The organism is Microbacterium sp. NFH-22A-Y (assembly GCF_021401375.1).
Taxonomy (GTDB): Bacteria; Actinomycetota; Actinomycetes; order Actinomycetales; family Microbacteriaceae; genus Microbacterium; species Microbacterium hominis.
Genome location: NZ_JACBGF010000002.1, coordinates 702,779 through 719,080, shown reverse-complemented (window position 1 = coordinate 719,080; position 16,302 = coordinate 702,779). Strand labels below are relative to the sequence as shown.

Annotated in this window: 12 protein-coding genes; 7 read left to right on the top strand and 5 right to left on the bottom strand. The window is 73.0% G+C overall.

Annotated features, from left to right (window positions below):
* Positions 1–28: 28 nt before the first annotated feature.
* Together sucC and L0965_RS09205 are read right to left on the bottom strand one after the other, a co-directional pair.
* On the bottom strand, positions 29–1,207 hold the full coding sequence (gene sucC / locus L0965_RS09210; protein ID WP_101306808.1) for an ADP-forming succinate--CoA ligase subunit beta: 1,179 nt from the start codon (positions 1,205–1,207) through the stop codon (positions 29–31).
* Between the two features lie 150 nt (positions 1,208–1,357).
* Positions 1,358–2,917, bottom strand: a complete 1,560-nt coding sequence (locus tag L0965_RS09205) for an FAD-dependent oxidoreductase (protein WP_101306809.1) — start codon at positions 2,915–2,917, stop codon at positions 1,358–1,360.
* Between the two features lie 87 nt (positions 2,918–3,004).
* Here L0965_RS09205 and L0965_RS09200 point away from each other — a divergent pair, with 87 nt between their 5' ends.
* Positions 3,005–3,682, top strand: a complete 678-nt coding sequence (locus tag L0965_RS09200; RefSeq protein WP_061781856.1) for a TetR/AcrR family transcriptional regulator — start codon at positions 3,005–3,007, stop codon at positions 3,680–3,682.
* A 1,019-nt stretch (positions 3,683–4,701) separates the two neighbouring features.
* Here L0965_RS09200 and L0965_RS09195 read toward each other — a convergent pair.
* On the bottom strand, positions 4,702–6,441 hold the full coding sequence (locus tag L0965_RS09195; protein ID WP_101306810.1) for an acyl-CoA dehydrogenase: 1,740 nt from the start codon (positions 6,439–6,441) through the stop codon (positions 4,702–4,704).
* Positions 6,442–6,555: 114 nt separating this feature from the next.
* Between L0965_RS09195 and L0965_RS09190 the strand changes: the two genes are divergently transcribed.
* The 3 genes from L0965_RS09190 (at position 6,556) to L0965_RS09180 (ending at position 10,412) form a co-directional block, all read left to right on the top strand.
* Positions 6,556–7,602, top strand: coding sequence for an ATP-dependent DNA ligase (locus L0965_RS09190; protein ID WP_101306811.1), 1,047 nt, complete (start codon positions 6,556–6,558; stop codon positions 7,600–7,602).
* A 274-nt stretch (positions 7,603–7,876) separates the two neighbouring features.
* Complete coding sequence (locus L0965_RS09185; protein ID WP_101306812.1) at positions 7,877–9,196, top strand: threonine/serine exporter ThrE family protein; 1,320 nt, start codon at positions 7,877–7,879, stop codon at positions 9,194–9,196.
* 37 nt (positions 9,197–9,233) lie between these two features.
* Positions 9,234–10,412 (top strand): AI-2E family transporter, encoded by a 1,179-nt coding sequence (locus L0965_RS09180; protein WP_101306813.1) that lies wholly within the window; start codon positions 9,234–9,236, stop codon positions 10,410–10,412.
* 33 nt (positions 10,413–10,445) lie between these two features.
* Here the strand turns inward: L0965_RS09180 and L0965_RS09175 are convergent, their stop codons facing one another.
* A complete protein-coding gene (locus L0965_RS09175) occupies positions 10,446–11,129 on the bottom strand; it encodes a hypothetical protein (protein WP_232783930.1) in 684 nt (227 codons plus the stop codon).
* A gap of 111 nt (positions 11,130–11,240) precedes the next feature.
* On the opposite strand from L0965_RS09175, the gene L0965_RS09170 reads away from it, so the two are divergent.
* The 3 genes from L0965_RS09170 to L0965_RS09160 all read left to right on the top strand — a co-directional run bounded on the left by L0965_RS09170 (position 11,241) and on the right by L0965_RS09160 (position 15,871).
* Positions 11,241–12,467 carry a HupE/UreJ family protein gene (locus L0965_RS09170; protein WP_101306814.1) on the top strand — a complete coding sequence of 409 codons (1,227 nt, stop codon included), beginning with the start codon at positions 11,241–11,243 and terminating at the stop codon, positions 12,465–12,467.
* A 147-nt stretch (positions 12,468–12,614) separates the two neighbouring features.
* Entirely contained in the window at positions 12,615–14,615 is a 2,001-nt protein-coding gene (locus L0965_RS09165) for a metallophosphoesterase family protein (RefSeq protein ID WP_223848730.1), read from the top strand.
* Between the two features lie 95 nt (positions 14,616–14,710).
* A complete protein-coding gene (locus L0965_RS09160) occupies positions 14,711–15,871 on the top strand; it encodes a WxL protein peptidoglycan domain-containing protein (protein WP_101306815.1) in 1,161 nt (386 codons plus the stop codon).
* 14 nt (positions 15,872–15,885) lie between these two features.
* Here L0965_RS09160 and L0965_RS09155 read toward each other — a convergent pair whose 3' ends face one another.
* Complete coding sequence (locus L0965_RS09155; RefSeq protein WP_101306816.1) at positions 15,886–16,218, bottom strand: hypothetical protein; 333 nt, start codon at positions 16,216–16,218, stop codon at positions 15,886–15,888.
* Positions 16,219–16,302: the final 84 nt, after the last annotated feature.

The window sequence follows — 16,302 nt, the reverse complement described above, 5'->3', positions numbered from 1 at the left end:
TTCTCTGCAGTCCTGTTCTCGTCGGCGCTCAGGCGGTGGCGGTGACGTTGGCCAGCTCGGCGGCCTTGTCGGCGCCTTCGTCCATACCCGCGGCGAGGGTCACGAGCGGGTTGTTCGCAGCGGCGAGGATGGCGCGGCCCTCCTCGACCTGGTTGCCGTCGAGGCGCACGACCAGCGGCTTGGTGGCCGCGTCGCCGAGGATCTCGAGCGCCTTCACGATGCCCTCCGCCACGGCCACGCACGAGGTGATGCCGCCGAAGACGTTGACGAACACCGACTTCACCTGCGGGTCGCCCAGGATGACGTCCAGGCCCGCGGCCATGACGGTCGCCGAGGCGCCGCCGCCGATGTCGAGGAAGTTGGCGGGCTTCACGCCCCCGTGGTTCTCGCCGGCGTAGGCGACGACGTCGAGGGTCGACATGACCAGGCCCGCGCCGTTGCCGATGATGCCGACCTGGCCGTCGAGCTTGACGTAGTTGAGGCCGGAGGCCTTGGCCTTCGCCTCGAGCGGGTCGGCCGCGTCCTTGTCCTCGAGCTCCTCGTGCTCGTGGTGGCGCACCTCGGTGGCGTTGTCGTCGAGCGACACCTTGCCGTCGAGGGCGATGATGTTGCCCGCGGCATCCTGGATGAGCGGGTTCACCTCGACGAGGGTGGCACCCTCACCGGTGTACACGTCGTAGAGCTTGACGAAGACGTCGGCGACCTTCGGCGCCAGCTCGTCGTCGAAGCCGCCGGCCTTGGCGATCTCGAGCGCCTTCGCGGCGTCGATGCCGGTCAGCGGGTCGACCTCGACCTTGGCGAGGGCCTCGGGCTTCTCGACGGCGAGCTGCTCGATCTCCATACCGCCCTCGACCGAGCACAGGCTCAGGTACGAGCGGTTGGCGCGGTCCAGCAGCACCGAGAAGTAGAACTCCTTCTCGATCTGGGCGCCCGCGGCGACCATCACGCGCTTGACGACGTGGCCCTTGATGTCCAGGCCCAGGATGGCCTTGGCGGCTTCGTACGCATCGTCGGGGGTCTTCGCGACCTTGACGCCGCCGGCCTTGCCGCGGCCTCCGGTCTTGACCTGAGCCTTGACGACCACGACGCCGCCGAGCTTCTCGGCCGCCGCCTTCGCCTCCTCAGGAGTGTCGGCGATGATGCCGGGGAGCACCGGCACCTCGTACTTCTCGAACAGGTCTCGTGCCTGGTACTCGTACAGATCCACGTGCAATCCTTCGCTGGGCGTCAGTGGGTGTCGTGCCGAAGGGTTCTCGGTATCGGAACAAAAGTGCCGAAACAATCTCGATATCGAGAGATCGACCGATCCCCCAGCTTAGTCGACGCGCCGAAGCGCTCCGACCGCGCGGAGCCCGCGTCACTCCTGTCGCAGGTGCCCGCGATCGCCGTCGGCGCGGCGTCGCGACCGGCGCGGTTCGGTCGGCAGATCGGTCACGGCCGGCCCCTCGATCCGCGTGCCGTCGGGGGTGAAGCGCGAGGCGTGCAGCGGGCAGTCCCACGTGCAGTCCGCGTCGTTCCACGTCAGGACGCCGCCGAGGTGGGGACAGACCGCGCGCACCGCGCGGGTGCGGCCGTGCACCGTCGAGACACCGACGGGAACGCCGCCGCGGGAGGTGACGACGCCCTGGCCCTCGGGCGGGCGCGGCACGGGCGCGGAGCGTCGTTCGGCGTCGATCCAGCCGGATGCCGCGAGTCGCGCGACCTCGGCGTTCTCCCGTCCGCCGCGGGCGAGGTCGGCGGGCACCGTCAGCCGCGTGCCGAAGGTCCGCATCCAGGGCGAGCGCTCCCGCCACGGGACGTCCGTGATCTCCGCGGCGAGCCGCAGCGCGGCGGCCGGCGCGAGCGCGAGTCCCCATTTGCCGTAGCCGGTCGCGAACGAGACGCGACCACCCCCGCGGGGCAGATGCCCGATGAAGGGGATCAGATTGTGGGACTCGTAGTCCTGGGCCGACCACCACGTGACGGGCTCCGCGCCGGGGAAGTGCGCGCGGGTCCACGAGACCAGCTCGCCGACGGCCGCGCTCTCCGACGGCTCCCGCCCGACCGGGTGCCCCTCACCGCCCACCACCAGCCGCGCACCGGCGGGACCGTCGGAGGCGGTCACCGATCGGAGCGAGCGGGTCGGACCGTCGACCGACAGGTACAGGCCGTCGGGGACCTCGCCGGGCACCGCGAACGCGACGGCGTAGCTGCGCAGCCCGCGGGTCTTGGCGAACGTGAGGCCGCGGTCGACGATCGGCGTGCCCGTGGCCAGCACGATGTGCCCGGCCGCGATGTCGCCGGCATCCGTCAGCACCCGCGCCTGCGGGAACACACGCACCCCGGTGGCACGGATGCCGGTGTGCACCGCCCCGCCCTCCGCGAGCAGGCGCACCGTCAGCGCGCGCACGAGCGCATACGGATCGATCGCGACCTGGTCGTCGAGAGCGATGGCATCCACCAGCGGAAACGGCACCGCCTCCCCCGCGGGCGGACGTCCCCGCCGCACGGCGAGGCCGGCGTCGCTGGCCGCGGCGGCCTCGTCGGCGACGATCGCCGCGCCGGCGCGTCCCTGCGCGTAGGAGTACGCCGTGCGACGCGTGTAGGGGACGCCTTCGGCGTCGGCGAACGCGATGATCCACGCGGCGCCCTCGCGGTTCGCGTCGACGTACGCGCGTGCCAGACCGGCCGGATGATGGGCGCGCAGGCGGGACAGCACGCTCCCCTGCAGCAGCGACAGCTTGCCGGTGTTGCCCCCGCTGGCCAGGGCGCCGGGTCCGGCGGCATCCACCACCGTCACGCTGCGCCCGGCTCGGCGCAGCAGCAGGGCGGTCACGAGGCCGGTCAACCCCGCCCCGACGATCACGACGTCGGCGGCGCGGGGCGCACCCGCGGTCGTGGGGACGGGGTCGGCGTCACGACGCCACAGCGATTCCATGGTGCCCACGCAATCCTCCGCGACGCCCGCGGGCAACCCGCTTGACAGCGCACGTGCGAGCGGCGGGGGCGCGTTAGGCTCACGGGCATGACCGACGCAAGTCCCACCTCCGCTCGCAACGCCGTCGTCGCCGCTGCGCTGGACCTCTTCGTCGCGCAGGGGTTCGAGGCGACGTCGGTGGAGCAGATCGCGCAGGCCGCGGGGGTCTCCCGCTCGACGTTCTTCCGCCAGTTCGGAGGCAAGGACGACGTCGTCTTCAGCGACCACGACGTCCTCCTCGCGCACCTGCGCGCGTCGCTCGCGACCGGCACGCACGGCGCCGGCACGAACCCGTGGGCCGCCGCGTGCGCCGCCTCGGTCGAGGTGTTCCGTCACTTCGCGGCCGAGCCGGAGCTCGCGCGCCGCCGCTACGCGGTCGTCCGCCAGGTGCCGGCGCTGCGCGATCGGGAGATCGTGACCGTCTTCCAGTACGAGCGACTGTTCGACGACTACCTGCGCTCGGCCCTGCCCGGCCTCGACCCGATCGACGCGGTGGCGTTCTCGGCGGCCGTCACGGCGGTCCACAACCACGTTCTGCGCCGGCTCCTGCGCGGCACCGAAGACATCCCCGAGTCGGTCCTCACCGACGCCTACGACGAGCTCATGCACCGCTTCGGCGTGCATCCCGACGGCGAGCGGGCGCAGAGCGACGACGTGGTCGTCGCGACGTTCCCCCGCCGGATGCCGATGGCCGAGGTCGTCCGGCGCCTGCGCGACGAGCTCTGACCGCGCGCTGCCCGCCTGCGCTGCCTGCCCGCCCTGCCTGCACTGCCTGCACTGCCTGCCCGCGCGCCCGCCCGAACTGCAAGGGCTCGCGCGCGGCGCGCCGCGATCGCGGCACCCCGAGCGGCGTGTCGCGCGGCAGGCCTTGCAGTTGCGGCGGGGGCGCTTTGGCTGCGCGGGATGACGGGGCGCGGGGCGTTTCGACTCGCTGCGCTCGCTCAACGACCGGGGGGGGCGGCACAGCGGCCCGCCCGAACTGCAAGGGCTCCCGCGCGGCGCGCCGTGATCGCGGCCTCCCGAGCGGCGTGTCGCCCGGCAGGCCTTGCAGTTGCGGCGCCGGCGGCGGTGGCGCGGGGTGACGGGATGCCGCAGGCGCGGGGCGTATCGACTCGCTGCGCTCGCTCAACGACCGGGGGGCGGCTCAGCGGCCCGCCCGGACTGCAAGGGCTCCCGCGCGGCGCGCCGTGATCGCGGCATCCCGAGCGGCGTGTCGCACGGCAGACCTTGTATTTGCGGCGCGGATGCCGGGGTGGGTTCGGGCGCGGGATGCCGGGGGTGGTGGCGCGGGATGCGGGATGCGCCGGCTCGGGATGCGGCACGTGCGGGGCGTTTCGACTCGCTGCGCTCGCTCAACGACCGGGGGGCACGCGGCGGCCCGCCCGAACTGCAAGGACTCGCGCGCGGCGCGCCGTGATCGCGGCACCCCGTGCGGCGTGTCGCCCGGCGGACCTTGTAGGTGCGGCGCGGGATGCCGGCGGCGGTGGCGCGGGGTGACGGGATGCCGCACGTGCGGGGCGGTTCGACTCGCTGCGCTCGCTCAACGACCGGGGGGCACGCGGCGGCCCGCCCGAACTGCAAGGGCTCGCGGACGGCGCGCCGTGATCGCGGCATCCCGAGCGGCGTGTCGCGCCGCGAGCCTTGCAGTTGCGGCGCGGGACGCCGGCGCGGGGCCGCAGGCGCGGCGCGTTTCGACTCGCTGCGCTCGCTCAACGACCGGGGGTGCACGGCGGGCGGGCGGCGGGTCAGGCGGTCTCGCCGGAGGCGACCGTCTCGGCGAGCGCGTGCACGCGCGGCAGGTGGTGGGCGCCGTAGAAGTCGGCGGCCGTCAGCCGGGCGGCATCCGCCTCGTCCGCACCCTCGTCCGCCCCCTCGTGCGCCGCGACGGCCACGACGGCCAGCGCGTGCATCCACCCGCCGGCCAGCACGCCGAGGAGCATGAGGTACGGCACGCTGACGGCGTGGGCGTCCCGCGGCGAGGAGCCGAACGCGACCATCGCCGCGGTGGCGCGACGGGCGGCATCCACGGCCCGCTCGAGACGGTCGGCCGTGCGCGCCGCGACGTCGCCGCCGGCGGCGCGCAGGGCGTCGACCGTCCGCTCGATGTCGGCGAACAGCGCGGCCGCCGTGGCGCCCTGGTTGCGGATGACCTTGCGGCCGATGAGGTCGTTCGACTGGATCGCGGTCGTGCCCTCGTAGATCGGCATGATCCGGGCATCGCGGTAGTGCTGCGCGACGCCCGTCTCCTCGATGAAGCCCATGCCGCCGTGCACCTGGATCGCGTCGCTGGTGAGGGCCACGGCATCCTCGGTCGACCAGCCCTTCAGGATCGGCACGAAGAACTCGGCCATCGCGAGCACGTCGGCATCCTCGGTCTGCTCGGCGCGGTCGAACAGGTCGGCGACGTACACGCCGAGGGCGCGCATCGCGAACACCTGACTGCGCATCGACAGCAGCAGCCGTCGCACGTCGGGGTGCTCGGCGATGGGCGCGACCCCGTCGCGTCCCAGCACGCGCCCCTGTATGCGGTCTGCGGCATATGCGCGCGCCTGCTGCAGGGCGCGGTCCGCGATCCCCGTCGCCTGGAACCCCATGGCGATGCGTGCGGAGTTCATCATGACGAACATGCCCGCGAGCCCGCCGCCGACCTCGCCGACGAGGTAGCCGGTGGCGTCCTCGTAGGAGAGCACGCACGTCGGGCTGCCGTGGATGCCGAGCTTGTGCTCGACCGCGACGGTCGTGACGGCGTTGCGGGCACCGAGCGATCCGTCGGCGTCGACGAGGTACTTGGGGGCGACGAACAGCGACAGTCCCTTCGCGCCCTCCGGAGCGCCGGGGGTGCGCGCCAGAACGAGGTGCACGATGTTCTCGGCCACGTCGTGGTCGCCCCAGGTGATGAAGATCTTCTGCCCGCGGATCGCATACGTGCCGTCGCCGCGCGGGGTCGCCGTCGTGCGGATCGCCCCCAGGTCGGTGCCGGCGGCCGGCTCGGTGAGGTTCATCGTGCCGGTCCACTGCCCCGACACCAGCTTGGTCAGGTACGTCTCGCGGAGCTCCTCGGACGCCGCGGCATCCAGGGCGTGGATCTGCCCCGCGGTCAGCAGCCAGCAGAGCGCGAAGGCCGCGTTCGACGCGTTCCAGATCTCGCCGAGGCCCGCGCGCACCGCTCCCGGGAGCCCGTCGCCCCCCGCCGAGGCCGGCGCCTCCGCGCTGACCCATCCCGCCTCGACGAACGCGGCGTAGGCCTGGGCGAAGCCGTCGGGCAGCCGGACCTGGCCGTCGACGAGGCGTGCGCCCTCGCGGTCGCCGACCGTCTGCAGCGGGGCGAGCACGGATGCCGCGAACTCCCCGGCGCCCGCCACGATGTCGGCGCCGTCCTCCGCGGTCAGCTCCCCGCCGGTGGCGCGCGCGACGATGTCGACGCCGAACGCCTCACCGAACAGGAAGGCGTAGTCGGCGGTGGGGGCCTGGTAGTCGGCGGCCATGGGGGCTCCTCGGTTCGGGCGATACTCAGTGAGACTGCGAACCATATTATGTGAAACTGAGTGTCATCGCGAGGCCTCTGTCGTCCGCGCCCGCCGAGGGACAGGATGGGGACCATGCCCTATGAGATCCCCGCCCCGATGCTGGCGAAGGCCGCCGCGGCCGTCCCCGACCCGACCAAGACGCCCGGTGGCCTGGCGTTCGAGCCGAAATGGGACGGCTTCCGCGCCCTCATCTCCTGGGACGGCACCGAGGTCGAGATCGGCTCGCGCGGCGCGAAGCCGCTCACGCGCTACTTCCCCGAGCTCGTCGCCGCCTGCGCCGAACTGCTTCCCGAGCCGTGCCTGGTCGACGGCGAGATCGTCGTCGCCCTCACCGCATCCGACGGGTCGCGCCGCCTGTCGTGGGACGCACTGTCGCAGCGCATCCACCCGGCCGCCTCTCGCGTCGCGCTGCTGAGCGCCGAGACTCCCGCGATGTTCATCGCATTCGACCTGCTCGCGCGCGGCGACCGCGATCTGCGGGACGAGCCGTTCTCGACGCGCCGCGCGGAGCTGGAACACCTGCTGGCCGGCGTTCCCGCGCCCCTGCACCTCACCCGGACCACGGCCGATCACGACCTCGCGACGCAGTGGCTCGCCCGCTTCGAGGGTGCGGGCCTGGACGGCGTGGTGGCCAAGCCGCTCGCCGGTGCGTACGCACCCGGCAAGCGGACGATGTTCAAGATCAAGCACGCCCGCACCGCCGACGTCGTGCTCGTGGGCTACCGCATCCACAAGAGCGGCGAGGGCGTGGGCTCGCTGCTGCTGGGGCTGTACGACGAGACCGGCACCCTGCGCAACGTGGGCGGCGCGTCCGCGTTCAGCGACGCACGGCGCCGCGAGCTCGTCGACGAGCTGGCGCCGCTCGTCGTCACGGATGCCGAGGGCTCGGCGGTGACCGGAGAGACCGAGCGCTCGCGCTTCTCGGCGGCGAAGGACACCTCCTTCGTGCGGCTGCGCCCCGAACGCGTGCTCGAGGTGCGCTACGACCAGCTGGAGGGGGCGCGCTTCCGGCACACGGTGCAGTTCGATCGGTGGCGACCCGACCGCGACCCGCGATCGTGCACCTTCGCGCAGCTGGAGCAGGTGAGCGCGTACGACCTCGCCGACGTCCTCGCCTGAGGACGCGCGGACGGCGGCGCTCGGATCCGGCCCGCGCAGCACCGCACGGGCCGGATCCGGCTCTTCCGCACGTCGCCCGCATCGGCGCCGGGTCCCGGCGGCCGGACATGCGATCCGATGGTGCGGCTGGTGAGGGACGCTCTCCCCTCCTCCGTGATGCCGACGATACGCGCGCTCGCGCCCGTGCTCATCCGCCGGTGACCGTGAAAATCGCGGGCCGTTCTCCCGGCCCGTCCCCCTCGCCGCGGCACCGCGTCGATGCGAGGATCGGACCATGGTCCCCGCCCCTTCCGACGAGCCGGACGCGCCCGCGCCCGCACCGGAGCCGACGCCGACGCAGGAGCTCGCGCTCGAACCGGTGCAGTTCATCGCGCGCACCGACGCGGTGCTGCGCCTGGGCACCCTCATGCTCGGTGCGGGCGCATCGTCGGCCCGCGTGCGCGACAGCATGGTGCGCGCGGCGGCGGCGCTCGGGATCGACGACGTGCACTGCCGCGTCGGCATGACCGACATCGTGCTCACCACCGGCCGCGGCCAGCTCTTCCGCACCCGGGTCGCCGAGGTGCCGCGTCCCGCGGTCGACGCCGATCGCATGACCGCCCTCAAGCAGCTGACGGCGCGGATGACGCCCGGCACCACCCCGTCCGGTCTGCAGGACGAGCTGCGCCGGATCGAACGGATGCCGCGACGCTACGCGGAGCTCACCCGCGTGCTCGCGGCCGCCTTCGCCTGCGCCGCGTTCGCCCTGCTCAACAACGGCGGCTGGCAGGAGTTCGTCGCGGTGGGCATCGCCGCCGCCGCCGGTCAGTGGGTGCGCATGCTCATCCACCGCCTGCGCACCAATGAGTTCCTGCTGGTGTTCGCCTCGGCGATGACGGCCCTGCTCGTGTACCTGGCCGTCGCACAGGTCTTCGTGGCCGCGGGCGTGCCGGGCGGTCAGCACGACGCGGCCCTGACCAGCGCGGTGCTCTACCTCGTGCCGGGCTTCCCGCTCGTCACCGGCGCCCTGGATCTTGCCCGCCTGGACCTCAACGCCGGCATCGCCCGCGTCACGTACGCCGTACTGATCCTCCTCGCCACCGGAACGGCGGTGTGGGGCGTCGCGACGCTGTTCGATGCGACGGTGACCCAGGTGGCGACTCCCGAGTTCGCCGAGCCGCTCCTCTCGCTCGTGCGCCTCGCGGCGGGCTTCGTCGGCGTCCTCGGCTTCGCGCTGCTCTTCTCGACGCCGTGGGCGATCGCACTGGTCGCGGCGAGCCTCGGCGCCGTCGCGAACGTCGGACGGCTGGCGCTCGTCGACGCGCACGTGAACCCGGCCGTCGCGGCGGCGGCCGCAGCCCTCGCGGTGGGCCTGGGGGCCTATCTGTTCGGCGAGCGCCTGCGCGCCGCCCGGGTGACCCTCACCGTGCCGGCCGTGCTGATCATGGTGCCGGGCGCGGCCGCGTACCGCTCCATCGCGGGCGTCATCGGCGGTGACACGGTCGCGGCGATCCAGAACGCGACCACCGCGGTGTTCGTGGTGGTGGCGCTCGCCATCGGCCTCACGGTCGCCCGCGTGCTGACCGAACGGGAGTGGTCGCTGCCGGCACGGTGACGTCGTGCGCGCGCCCGCCGTCGTCTACGGTCGAGGCATGGGCCTGTTCCGCGACACCTCCCGCACCGTCCGCATCGACCAGCGCGGCGCCGATGCGGTGACCGTGCGCCCGGCCGGCAAGCCGTGGAGCCTGTGGGCCGACGCGTTCGGGGCGCTCGCGATCCGCGCCGCCCAGATCCTGGTCGTCGTCGCCCTCGCCGCGGGGGTGATCTGGGGCATCCGCCAGCTGACGGTCGTGACGATCCCCCTCGTGATCGCCCTGATCCTCGCGTCGGCCTTCGCCCCGCTCATGAGCTGGCTGCGCCGGCGCGGCGTCCCTTCCGTCGTGGCGACGCTGCTGACGCTGCTCGCGATCGTCGTCGTGCTGGCGGCCGTCGGCTGGCTGATCGTCTGGGCCGTCCGTGATCAGTGGGACGAGCTGGCCACGCAGGCCCAGGGCGGGTTCTCCGACCTCTTGGCGTGGGCGAACACGCTGCCCTTCCAGATCGACCGCGCCCAGATCGACGAGTGGATCGCGACGCTCACCGATTTCGTCACGAGCGCGCAGTTCGGCAGCGGAGCGCTGGCGGGCGTCAGCGCGGTCGCCAACTTCATCACGGGACTCGTGCTCATGGTCGTGATGCTGTTCTTCTTCCTCAAGGACGGCCCGCAGATGTGGGCGTTCCTGCTGCGTCCGTTCCGCGGCGAGTCCTACGAGCGCGCGCTGCGCGTCGGGGACAAGACGGTCACGGTGCTCGGCTCGTACGTGCGCGGCACGGCGACCGTGGCGGCGGTGGATGCCATCGGCATCCTCATCGGCCTGCTCATCCTCCAGGTGCCGCTCGCGCTGCCGCTGGCCGTGCTGGTGTTCCTGCTCGCGTTCATCCCGATCGTCGGAGCGACGCTCGCGGGCATCCTGGCGGCCCTCGTCGCGCTCGTCGCGAACGGCTGGCTCGTCGCGCTCCTGGTCGTCGGCGTGGTCGTCCTGGTCAACCAGCTGGAGGGCAACCTGCTGCAACCCGTGCTGATGGGGCGGTCGATGCACCTGCACGCGTTCGTGATCCTGGTCGCGTTGACCGCCGGCACCGTGCTCGGCGGCATCGTCGGCGCCGTCCTCGCGGTGCCGCTCACCGCGGTCGCGTGGGGCATCGTGCAGGTGTGGGACGGGCCGCACACGCCCGCGCGCTGGGCGCGTCCGCACCGCGGAGAGGCGAGGGCCGCCGAAGCGGCGCGCTGACGCCGGTCCGTCCCGCGCCGGTCCGTCCCGCGCTCAGGGGATCCAGACGACGACGCCGTTCTGGCCGCTCAGCAGCGCCGCGACACCCGCGTCGACCGCGTCGCGGCAGCGTTCGGGGGTGAAGCTGGCCGGGTCGTGATGCGCGGCCTGACCGAGGTCCTCTCCCCGGAAGCCCGCACCCGCCCAGTCCACGGCGAGCACGTTCTCCGTCGGCTCCGCCAGCTCGCCGCCGAGCACGAGGAACGGCTGATCGAGGTGGCTGGCCGTCACGATCGCGAGCGGGTCGACCAGCGCGTCGCCCGCCGACATGATCACATCGGGATGCATCCCGATCGCCTCGGAGATCGCGGGGATCGGATCGGTTCCCGCCCGCACCTCGCGAAGGTCCGCCCCGACCTCCCGCGCCCAGGTGCGCACGGCCTCGGCCATCGTGGCGGTGCCCGCCTCGTCGCCCATCGTCAGCAGCACCACGCGGTACCCCCGCGACGGGTGGGCGCCGAGCCACGATCCCGGGCTCGGCGTCATGGTCGCGGCGGGCGCGAGCGGCGTGGCGGGCAGGAACCCGGGCTGCGCCGCAGCGACGAGCGTCGGAGCGGGATGCGGCGAGCTCCAGTCCGCCGCGCATCCGACGAGGGATGCCGCGACCACGACGATCGCCAGTCCCGCGGCCACGGAGCGCGGACGCGCGGGCAGGGGACGGAGCCGAGCGGGTCGCACCCCTCCAGCATCGCCGCCGACGCGGCGGGCACCGCTACCGGCGGCACGTCGTTCGTCCAAGGTTGTCACACGGGTCAACCTCCGTTCACCGAGCACGCGCACGCTCACGCCGTGACCGTTCGCCGCCTCCCCACCGCCCTCCTCGTCGCGTTCACGGCCGTACTGGCGGTGGCCCCCGCACTCGTGTCGGCATCCGCCGCCCTGGCGCACGGCTTCAGCTCGGTCGTCTTCGCCGACCTGTCGCACGACGAGGACGGACGAACGGTCGCGACGCTGCAGCTCGAGTACGACCTGCTGGTGGTCTCGGCGGCCGACACCCAGCAGGACGACGACTTCTTCCGGGCGGGCACGGCCGCTTTCGATGCACGCGACGACGCGGCGATGGCCGCGGCGGTCAGGGATCATCGCGACACCGTCTCGCGCTACCTCGAAGAGCGCTTCACGGTCCGCGCGACCGGCGGCGACGCGGGCACGTGCACGCTCGGCGCACTCGATACCGTGACGATGACCGTGCAGGAAGGGGTGCCCTACGTGGTCCTCCCGCTCGCGGTGGACTGCCCGCCGGGAGAGGCGCACGTCGTGCGCAGCACCCTGTTCCCCGACGAGGAGGGCTACGTCACGGGCACGAAGACGATCCTGACCTACGACATCGACCTGCACGCCGGGTCGGCCGCCCTGGACGCCTCGACACCGGAGTTCTCGACCGCGCAGAGCACGTGGGAACGCTTCTGGGAGTTCTTCCGCCTGGGCGCCGAGCACCTGCTGACCGGCATCGACCACATCCTCTTCCTGCTCGCGCTCATCGCCGGCTCGCGAAAGCTCCGGGAGATCGTCCTGGCCGCGACGGTGTTCACGATCGCCCACTCGGTGACCTTCATCCTCGCCGCGACCAAGGTGGTGAGCCTGCCGAGCATCATCATCGAGCCCACCATCGCCCTGTCCATCGCGATCGTGGCCGCCTGGTATCTGTTCCGCCTGTGGCGCGAGGGTGAGGCCGCGACCGAGCTGACCCGCGACTCGGGTCCACTCGGGCTCGACCGCGCCGGCTGGCTGCGGCTCCTCGTGGTCTTCTGCTTCGGCCTGATCCACGGCCTCGGCTTCGCCTCCGCCCTCGGCATCGACGAGCCGTGGTCGTGGACGCTGCTGTGGTCGCTGCTCGTGTTCAACCTCGGCATCGAAGCCGTGCAGATCGGCCTCATCGCGCTCGTGTTCCCGGTGCTCGTGCTGCTGCGGCGACGCACTCCCCGCCTCGCGATGTGGGCCACCGGCGCCCTCGCGGTGGCCGTCACCCTCGCGGGCCTCATCTGGTTCGTGCAGCGCGTCTTCGGCTGGGACTGAGCCCGCTCTGGGCGAACCCTCAGAGTTTCGCCGCGACGTCACCGCTCCGGGGCGAGATGTTCACCGCGGTGTCATCCCCGAGGCGGATCGTCCAGATGACGCCCCTCGCGGCGCCTGCGTCCGGCCTTCGCCACGCATCCCTCACCCATGAACGGACAGACCATGCCGCACTCCGCCGAACTGCGAGCGCCGCGCCTCCCGCGCCGGTCGATCGCCTGGATCACCGCCGCCACGCTGTGCGCGACGGCCTTCGCGGGAGTCGTCGCGACTCCCGCCCTCGCCGACACCCCGACGACGCAGACCGGCGTCATCCTCGGCGTCGGCGCCGACGAGACCCAGCGCATCGTGAGCTGGTACACCTCCGCCGACACGGCCCAGGTCGTGCAGGTCGCGCCCACGGCCGCGCTCGTGGGCGGCGCCTTCCCGGCATCCGCCGTGACGTTCGCCGCGACCGGCGGCGCCAACATCGCGACCAGCGGCGGCTACAACCGCCACGCGACCATCACCGGCCTGCAGGAGAACACGCAGTACTCCTATCGCGTCGGTGCCGAGGGCGCGTGGTCGACGACCACGACCTTCCAGACGCACTCCTTCGAGGGTGACTTCGACTTCCTCTTCTACGGCGACCCGCAGATCGGCTCGTCGGGCGATGTCGCGAAGGACACCGCCGGGTGGGTCGACACGGTCAACGTCTCGCTGCAGTCGAACCCGAACGCGGAGCTGCTCGTCTCGGGCGGCGACCAGGTCGACAAGGCCAACACGGAGGCGCAGTGGGACGGCTTCCTCGCCCCCGCGCAGCTTCGCAGCTACCCGTGGGTCGCCACGATCGGCAACCACGACGTCGGCGGCAAGGCGTACGAGCAGCACTTCTACACCCCCAACACCGACCGATCGAGCCAGTACTACGTCAACGGCGACCCGACCTCCAACACGTCGGGCGGCGACTACTGGTTCATCCACAAGGACGTGCTGTTCATCGACCTGAACTCGAACAGCTACACCTCCTCGTCGGGCGGCGGCGGCGACGCGGCTCACATCCAGTACGTCACCGACGTCATCAACGCTCACGGCGCACAGGCGAAGTACACCGTGCTCGTCTACCACCACGCGATCTACTCCCCCGCCGACCACGCGCAGGATGCCGACAACAAGGTGCGCCGCGTCGACTTCCCGACCACGTTCTCCCAGCTCGGGGTCGACCTGGTGCTCCAGGGCCACGACCACAGCTACTCGCGCTCGTACGAGATCAAGAACGGCCAGAAGGCGAACGCCGACGAGAAGCCCGGTCAGAACGAGGTCTTCGAGGGCCCCGGCGGCGTCGTCTACGTGACGGCGAACTCGGCCTCCGGCTCGAAGTACTACGACCTCACCGCGCCCGTCGCCGGTGACGCCACCTCCGGCGCGGGCAACGGCGCCGACCCGCAGAACCCGTCGAACTACTGGTACAACTCGGTCGAGAACCAGGAGCACGTGCGCACCTTCGTCAAGGTGCAGGTGCAGAAGGACGCCCTCGTCGTGCAGAACGTGCGCTCCGGCACGTGCGACGCGCCGAACGCGGCCGTCGAGCTGCGCAAGGTGCTGTGGTGCGGCCCCGCGAACGGCACGCAGGCGGCGCAGCCCGTCGGCTCGGTGCAGGACGAGGTGACCATCCACCCCAACCACGGCGACGGTCAGGACATCCAGGTCGACGTGCCCGACGCCGCCCCGGGCGAGTTCGGCTGGACCATCGACGGACACAACGGTCTCGTCGACCTCGGCACCGCCACGGAGAAGAGCAACAGCTACTTCGAGGCCACCGGCCAGATCAACCCGATCACCGTCACCGACACCCGCCGCGCCGTCGCCCCCTGGTCGATCGCGGCGAAGGTCGGCGACTTCACCGACGGTGACAAGTCGTTCTCGGGCTCGTACCTCGGCTGGACCCCGAAGCTGGTGACCGCCGGCGGCGGCGCCGTCGCGGGCGCGACCGTCGGCTCCGGCTACGACGGGGGCACGGGTCTGTCCGACTCGCGTGTGCTCGGCTCGGCCGCGCAGGGCCACGAGCGCGGCACCGCGACCCTCGGCTCCGACCTGGATCTGAAGATCCCGGTCGACGTCGACAAGGGCAGCTACCGCGGCACGCTCACCCTCACGGCGATCAGCAACTGATCTCCACCCCACCCCGCGCCCCGGGGCGGATCGGCGCTCATCGCCGCCGATCCGCCTCGGGACGCACCCGTTCCCACCCGACGCCGGAGGACCCCATGTTCCGCTCCCGCCGCTCCCGCCGCTCTCTCCCCGCGGCGCTGGCCGCTCCCCTGCTGGCCGCGGCCGTCCTCGTCGGGGGCGTCGCGGTGCCCGCCGCCTCCGCTCACGCGGCCACGGATGCCGCCGCCGATTCCGCGGACGACGTCACCTGGACGGTGCGCACCGCCTCGAACGGCTTCGGCGCCGAGCGCACCTCGTACACGTACGCGGTCGATCCGGGCCAGAGCGTCAGCGACGCCCTCGTCGTGAGCAACCACGGCAGCGCGCCGCTGCAGCTGGCGGTGTACGCCGCCGACGGCTATACGGGCGCGGGCGGGCAGCTCGACCTGCTGACGCCCGCGGAGACCTCCGTCGGCATCGGCGCCTGGACACGTGCCGCCGCGACCACCGTCACGGTGGCGCCGGACGAGTCGGCGACCGTGCCGTTCGAGGTGTCGGTGCCCGCGACCGCGACCCCCGGCGACTACGTCGGCGGCATCGTCACCTCGCTCGCGTCGTCGGCCGATCAGGGCATCTCCGTCGACCGCCGCCTCGGCATCCGCATCGGGCTGCGCGTCTCGGGGGCGCTCGCCCCCGCGCTGACGATCGAGAACCCGCAGGTGAGCTGGGGAGGCACGTGGGGACTCGGCAGCGGCGCGGCCACCCTCACCTACACGCTCCACAACACCGGCAACACGACGATGGGGGCCCAGCAGGCGGCCTCGATCGCGGGCCCCTTCGGCTGGTTCCCGACGGATGCCGGCGACGTCGCGCCCGAGGTCCAGATCCTCCCCGGCGAGACCCGCGACGTGCAGATCACCGTGCCGGGCATCGCCGGCATGCTCGCCCTCGTGGCCTCCGCGACGGTCACACCGATCGTCGTGGACGCGTCCGGTTCGACGAGCGCGCTGGAGCCCGTCGCGACCCAGACGATGGGTCTCGCCGTCCCGTGGCTGCTGCTGATCCTCGTGCTGCTCGCCGCCGCGATCGCGCTCGGCGCCGTCTGGTTGCGCCGCCGCACCGCCGCGACGCGGCGCCGGCGCGAGGACGAGCGCGTCGCCCGCGCCGTCGCCGACGCCCTCGCGGAGGCCCAGGGCACGGTCGGGGCGGAGGATGCCGCGGACACCGTCGCCCACGGGCCGAGCGCGGCCGGCACCCGCGCGTCCGGCGCGGACTGACGACCCGGCGGTCGTCAGGATCGACGCGCGGCGCGGGCACGCAGCGCTGCCCCGGCGGCGAGCAGCGCCGCCCCCACCGCGGCGAACGCGAGCGCGCCGGCCACCTGGTCGCCGGTCGACGCGAGGCCCCCGGCGTCGGAGCCGCCCGATGCGTCCGCGGGCGGGGTCACGGGCGGCGCGGGGCGATCGTGGGGAGGAACGACGACCGCGATGACCATGGTCGAGCCGCCCCCGTCCGCGCTCGCGCCGTCATCGGCCGCGTACGCGACAGAGGTCGGCCCGGCGAGCAGGGCGATCGTGGCGGCTAGTGCGGCGAGACAGCGCGTCGCGGCATCCCTCGCACCCATCCCCGCCCCCTTCCGCGCCGCAGCGCTCGCGCGCCACGATAAGCGGCCCGGGTGTCGCCGCGGATGCCGGTGGGCGACGCGGCG

Excerpts from the sequence above, each read along its gene's own strand:
- L0965_RS09180 (WP_101306813.1), top strand. The coding sequence starts at position 9,234 with ATGGGCCTGTTCCGCGACACCTCCCGCACCGTCCGCATCGACCAGCGC.
- L0965_RS09155 (WP_101306816.1), bottom strand. The coding sequence starts at position 16,218 with ATGGGTGCGAGGGATGCCGCGACGCGCTGTCTCGCCGCACTAGCCGCC.
- L0965_RS09165 (WP_223848730.1), top strand. The coding sequence starts at position 12,615 with ATGAACGGACAGACCATGCCGCACTCCGCCGAACTGCGAGCGCCGCGC.
- L0965_RS09195 (WP_101306810.1), bottom strand. The coding sequence starts at position 6,441 with ATGGCCGCCGACTACCAGGCCCCCACCGCCGACTACGCCTTCCTGTTC.
- L0965_RS09160 (WP_101306815.1), top strand. The coding sequence starts at position 14,711 with ATGTTCCGCTCCCGCCGCTCCCGCCGCTCTCTCCCCGCGGCGCTGGCC.
- L0965_RS09190 (WP_101306811.1), top strand. The coding sequence starts at position 6,556 with ATGCCCTATGAGATCCCCGCCCCGATGCTGGCGAAGGCCGCCGCGGCC.
- L0965_RS09200 (WP_061781856.1), top strand. The coding sequence starts at position 3,005 with ATGACCGACGCAAGTCCCACCTCCGCTCGCAACGCCGTCGTCGCCGCT.
- L0965_RS09205 (WP_101306809.1), bottom strand. The coding sequence starts at position 2,917 with ATGGAATCGCTGTGGCGTCGTGACGCCGACCCCGTCCCCACGACCGCG.
- L0965_RS09185 (WP_101306812.1), top strand. The coding sequence starts at position 7,877 with ATGGTCCCCGCCCCTTCCGACGAGCCGGACGCGCCCGCGCCCGCACCG.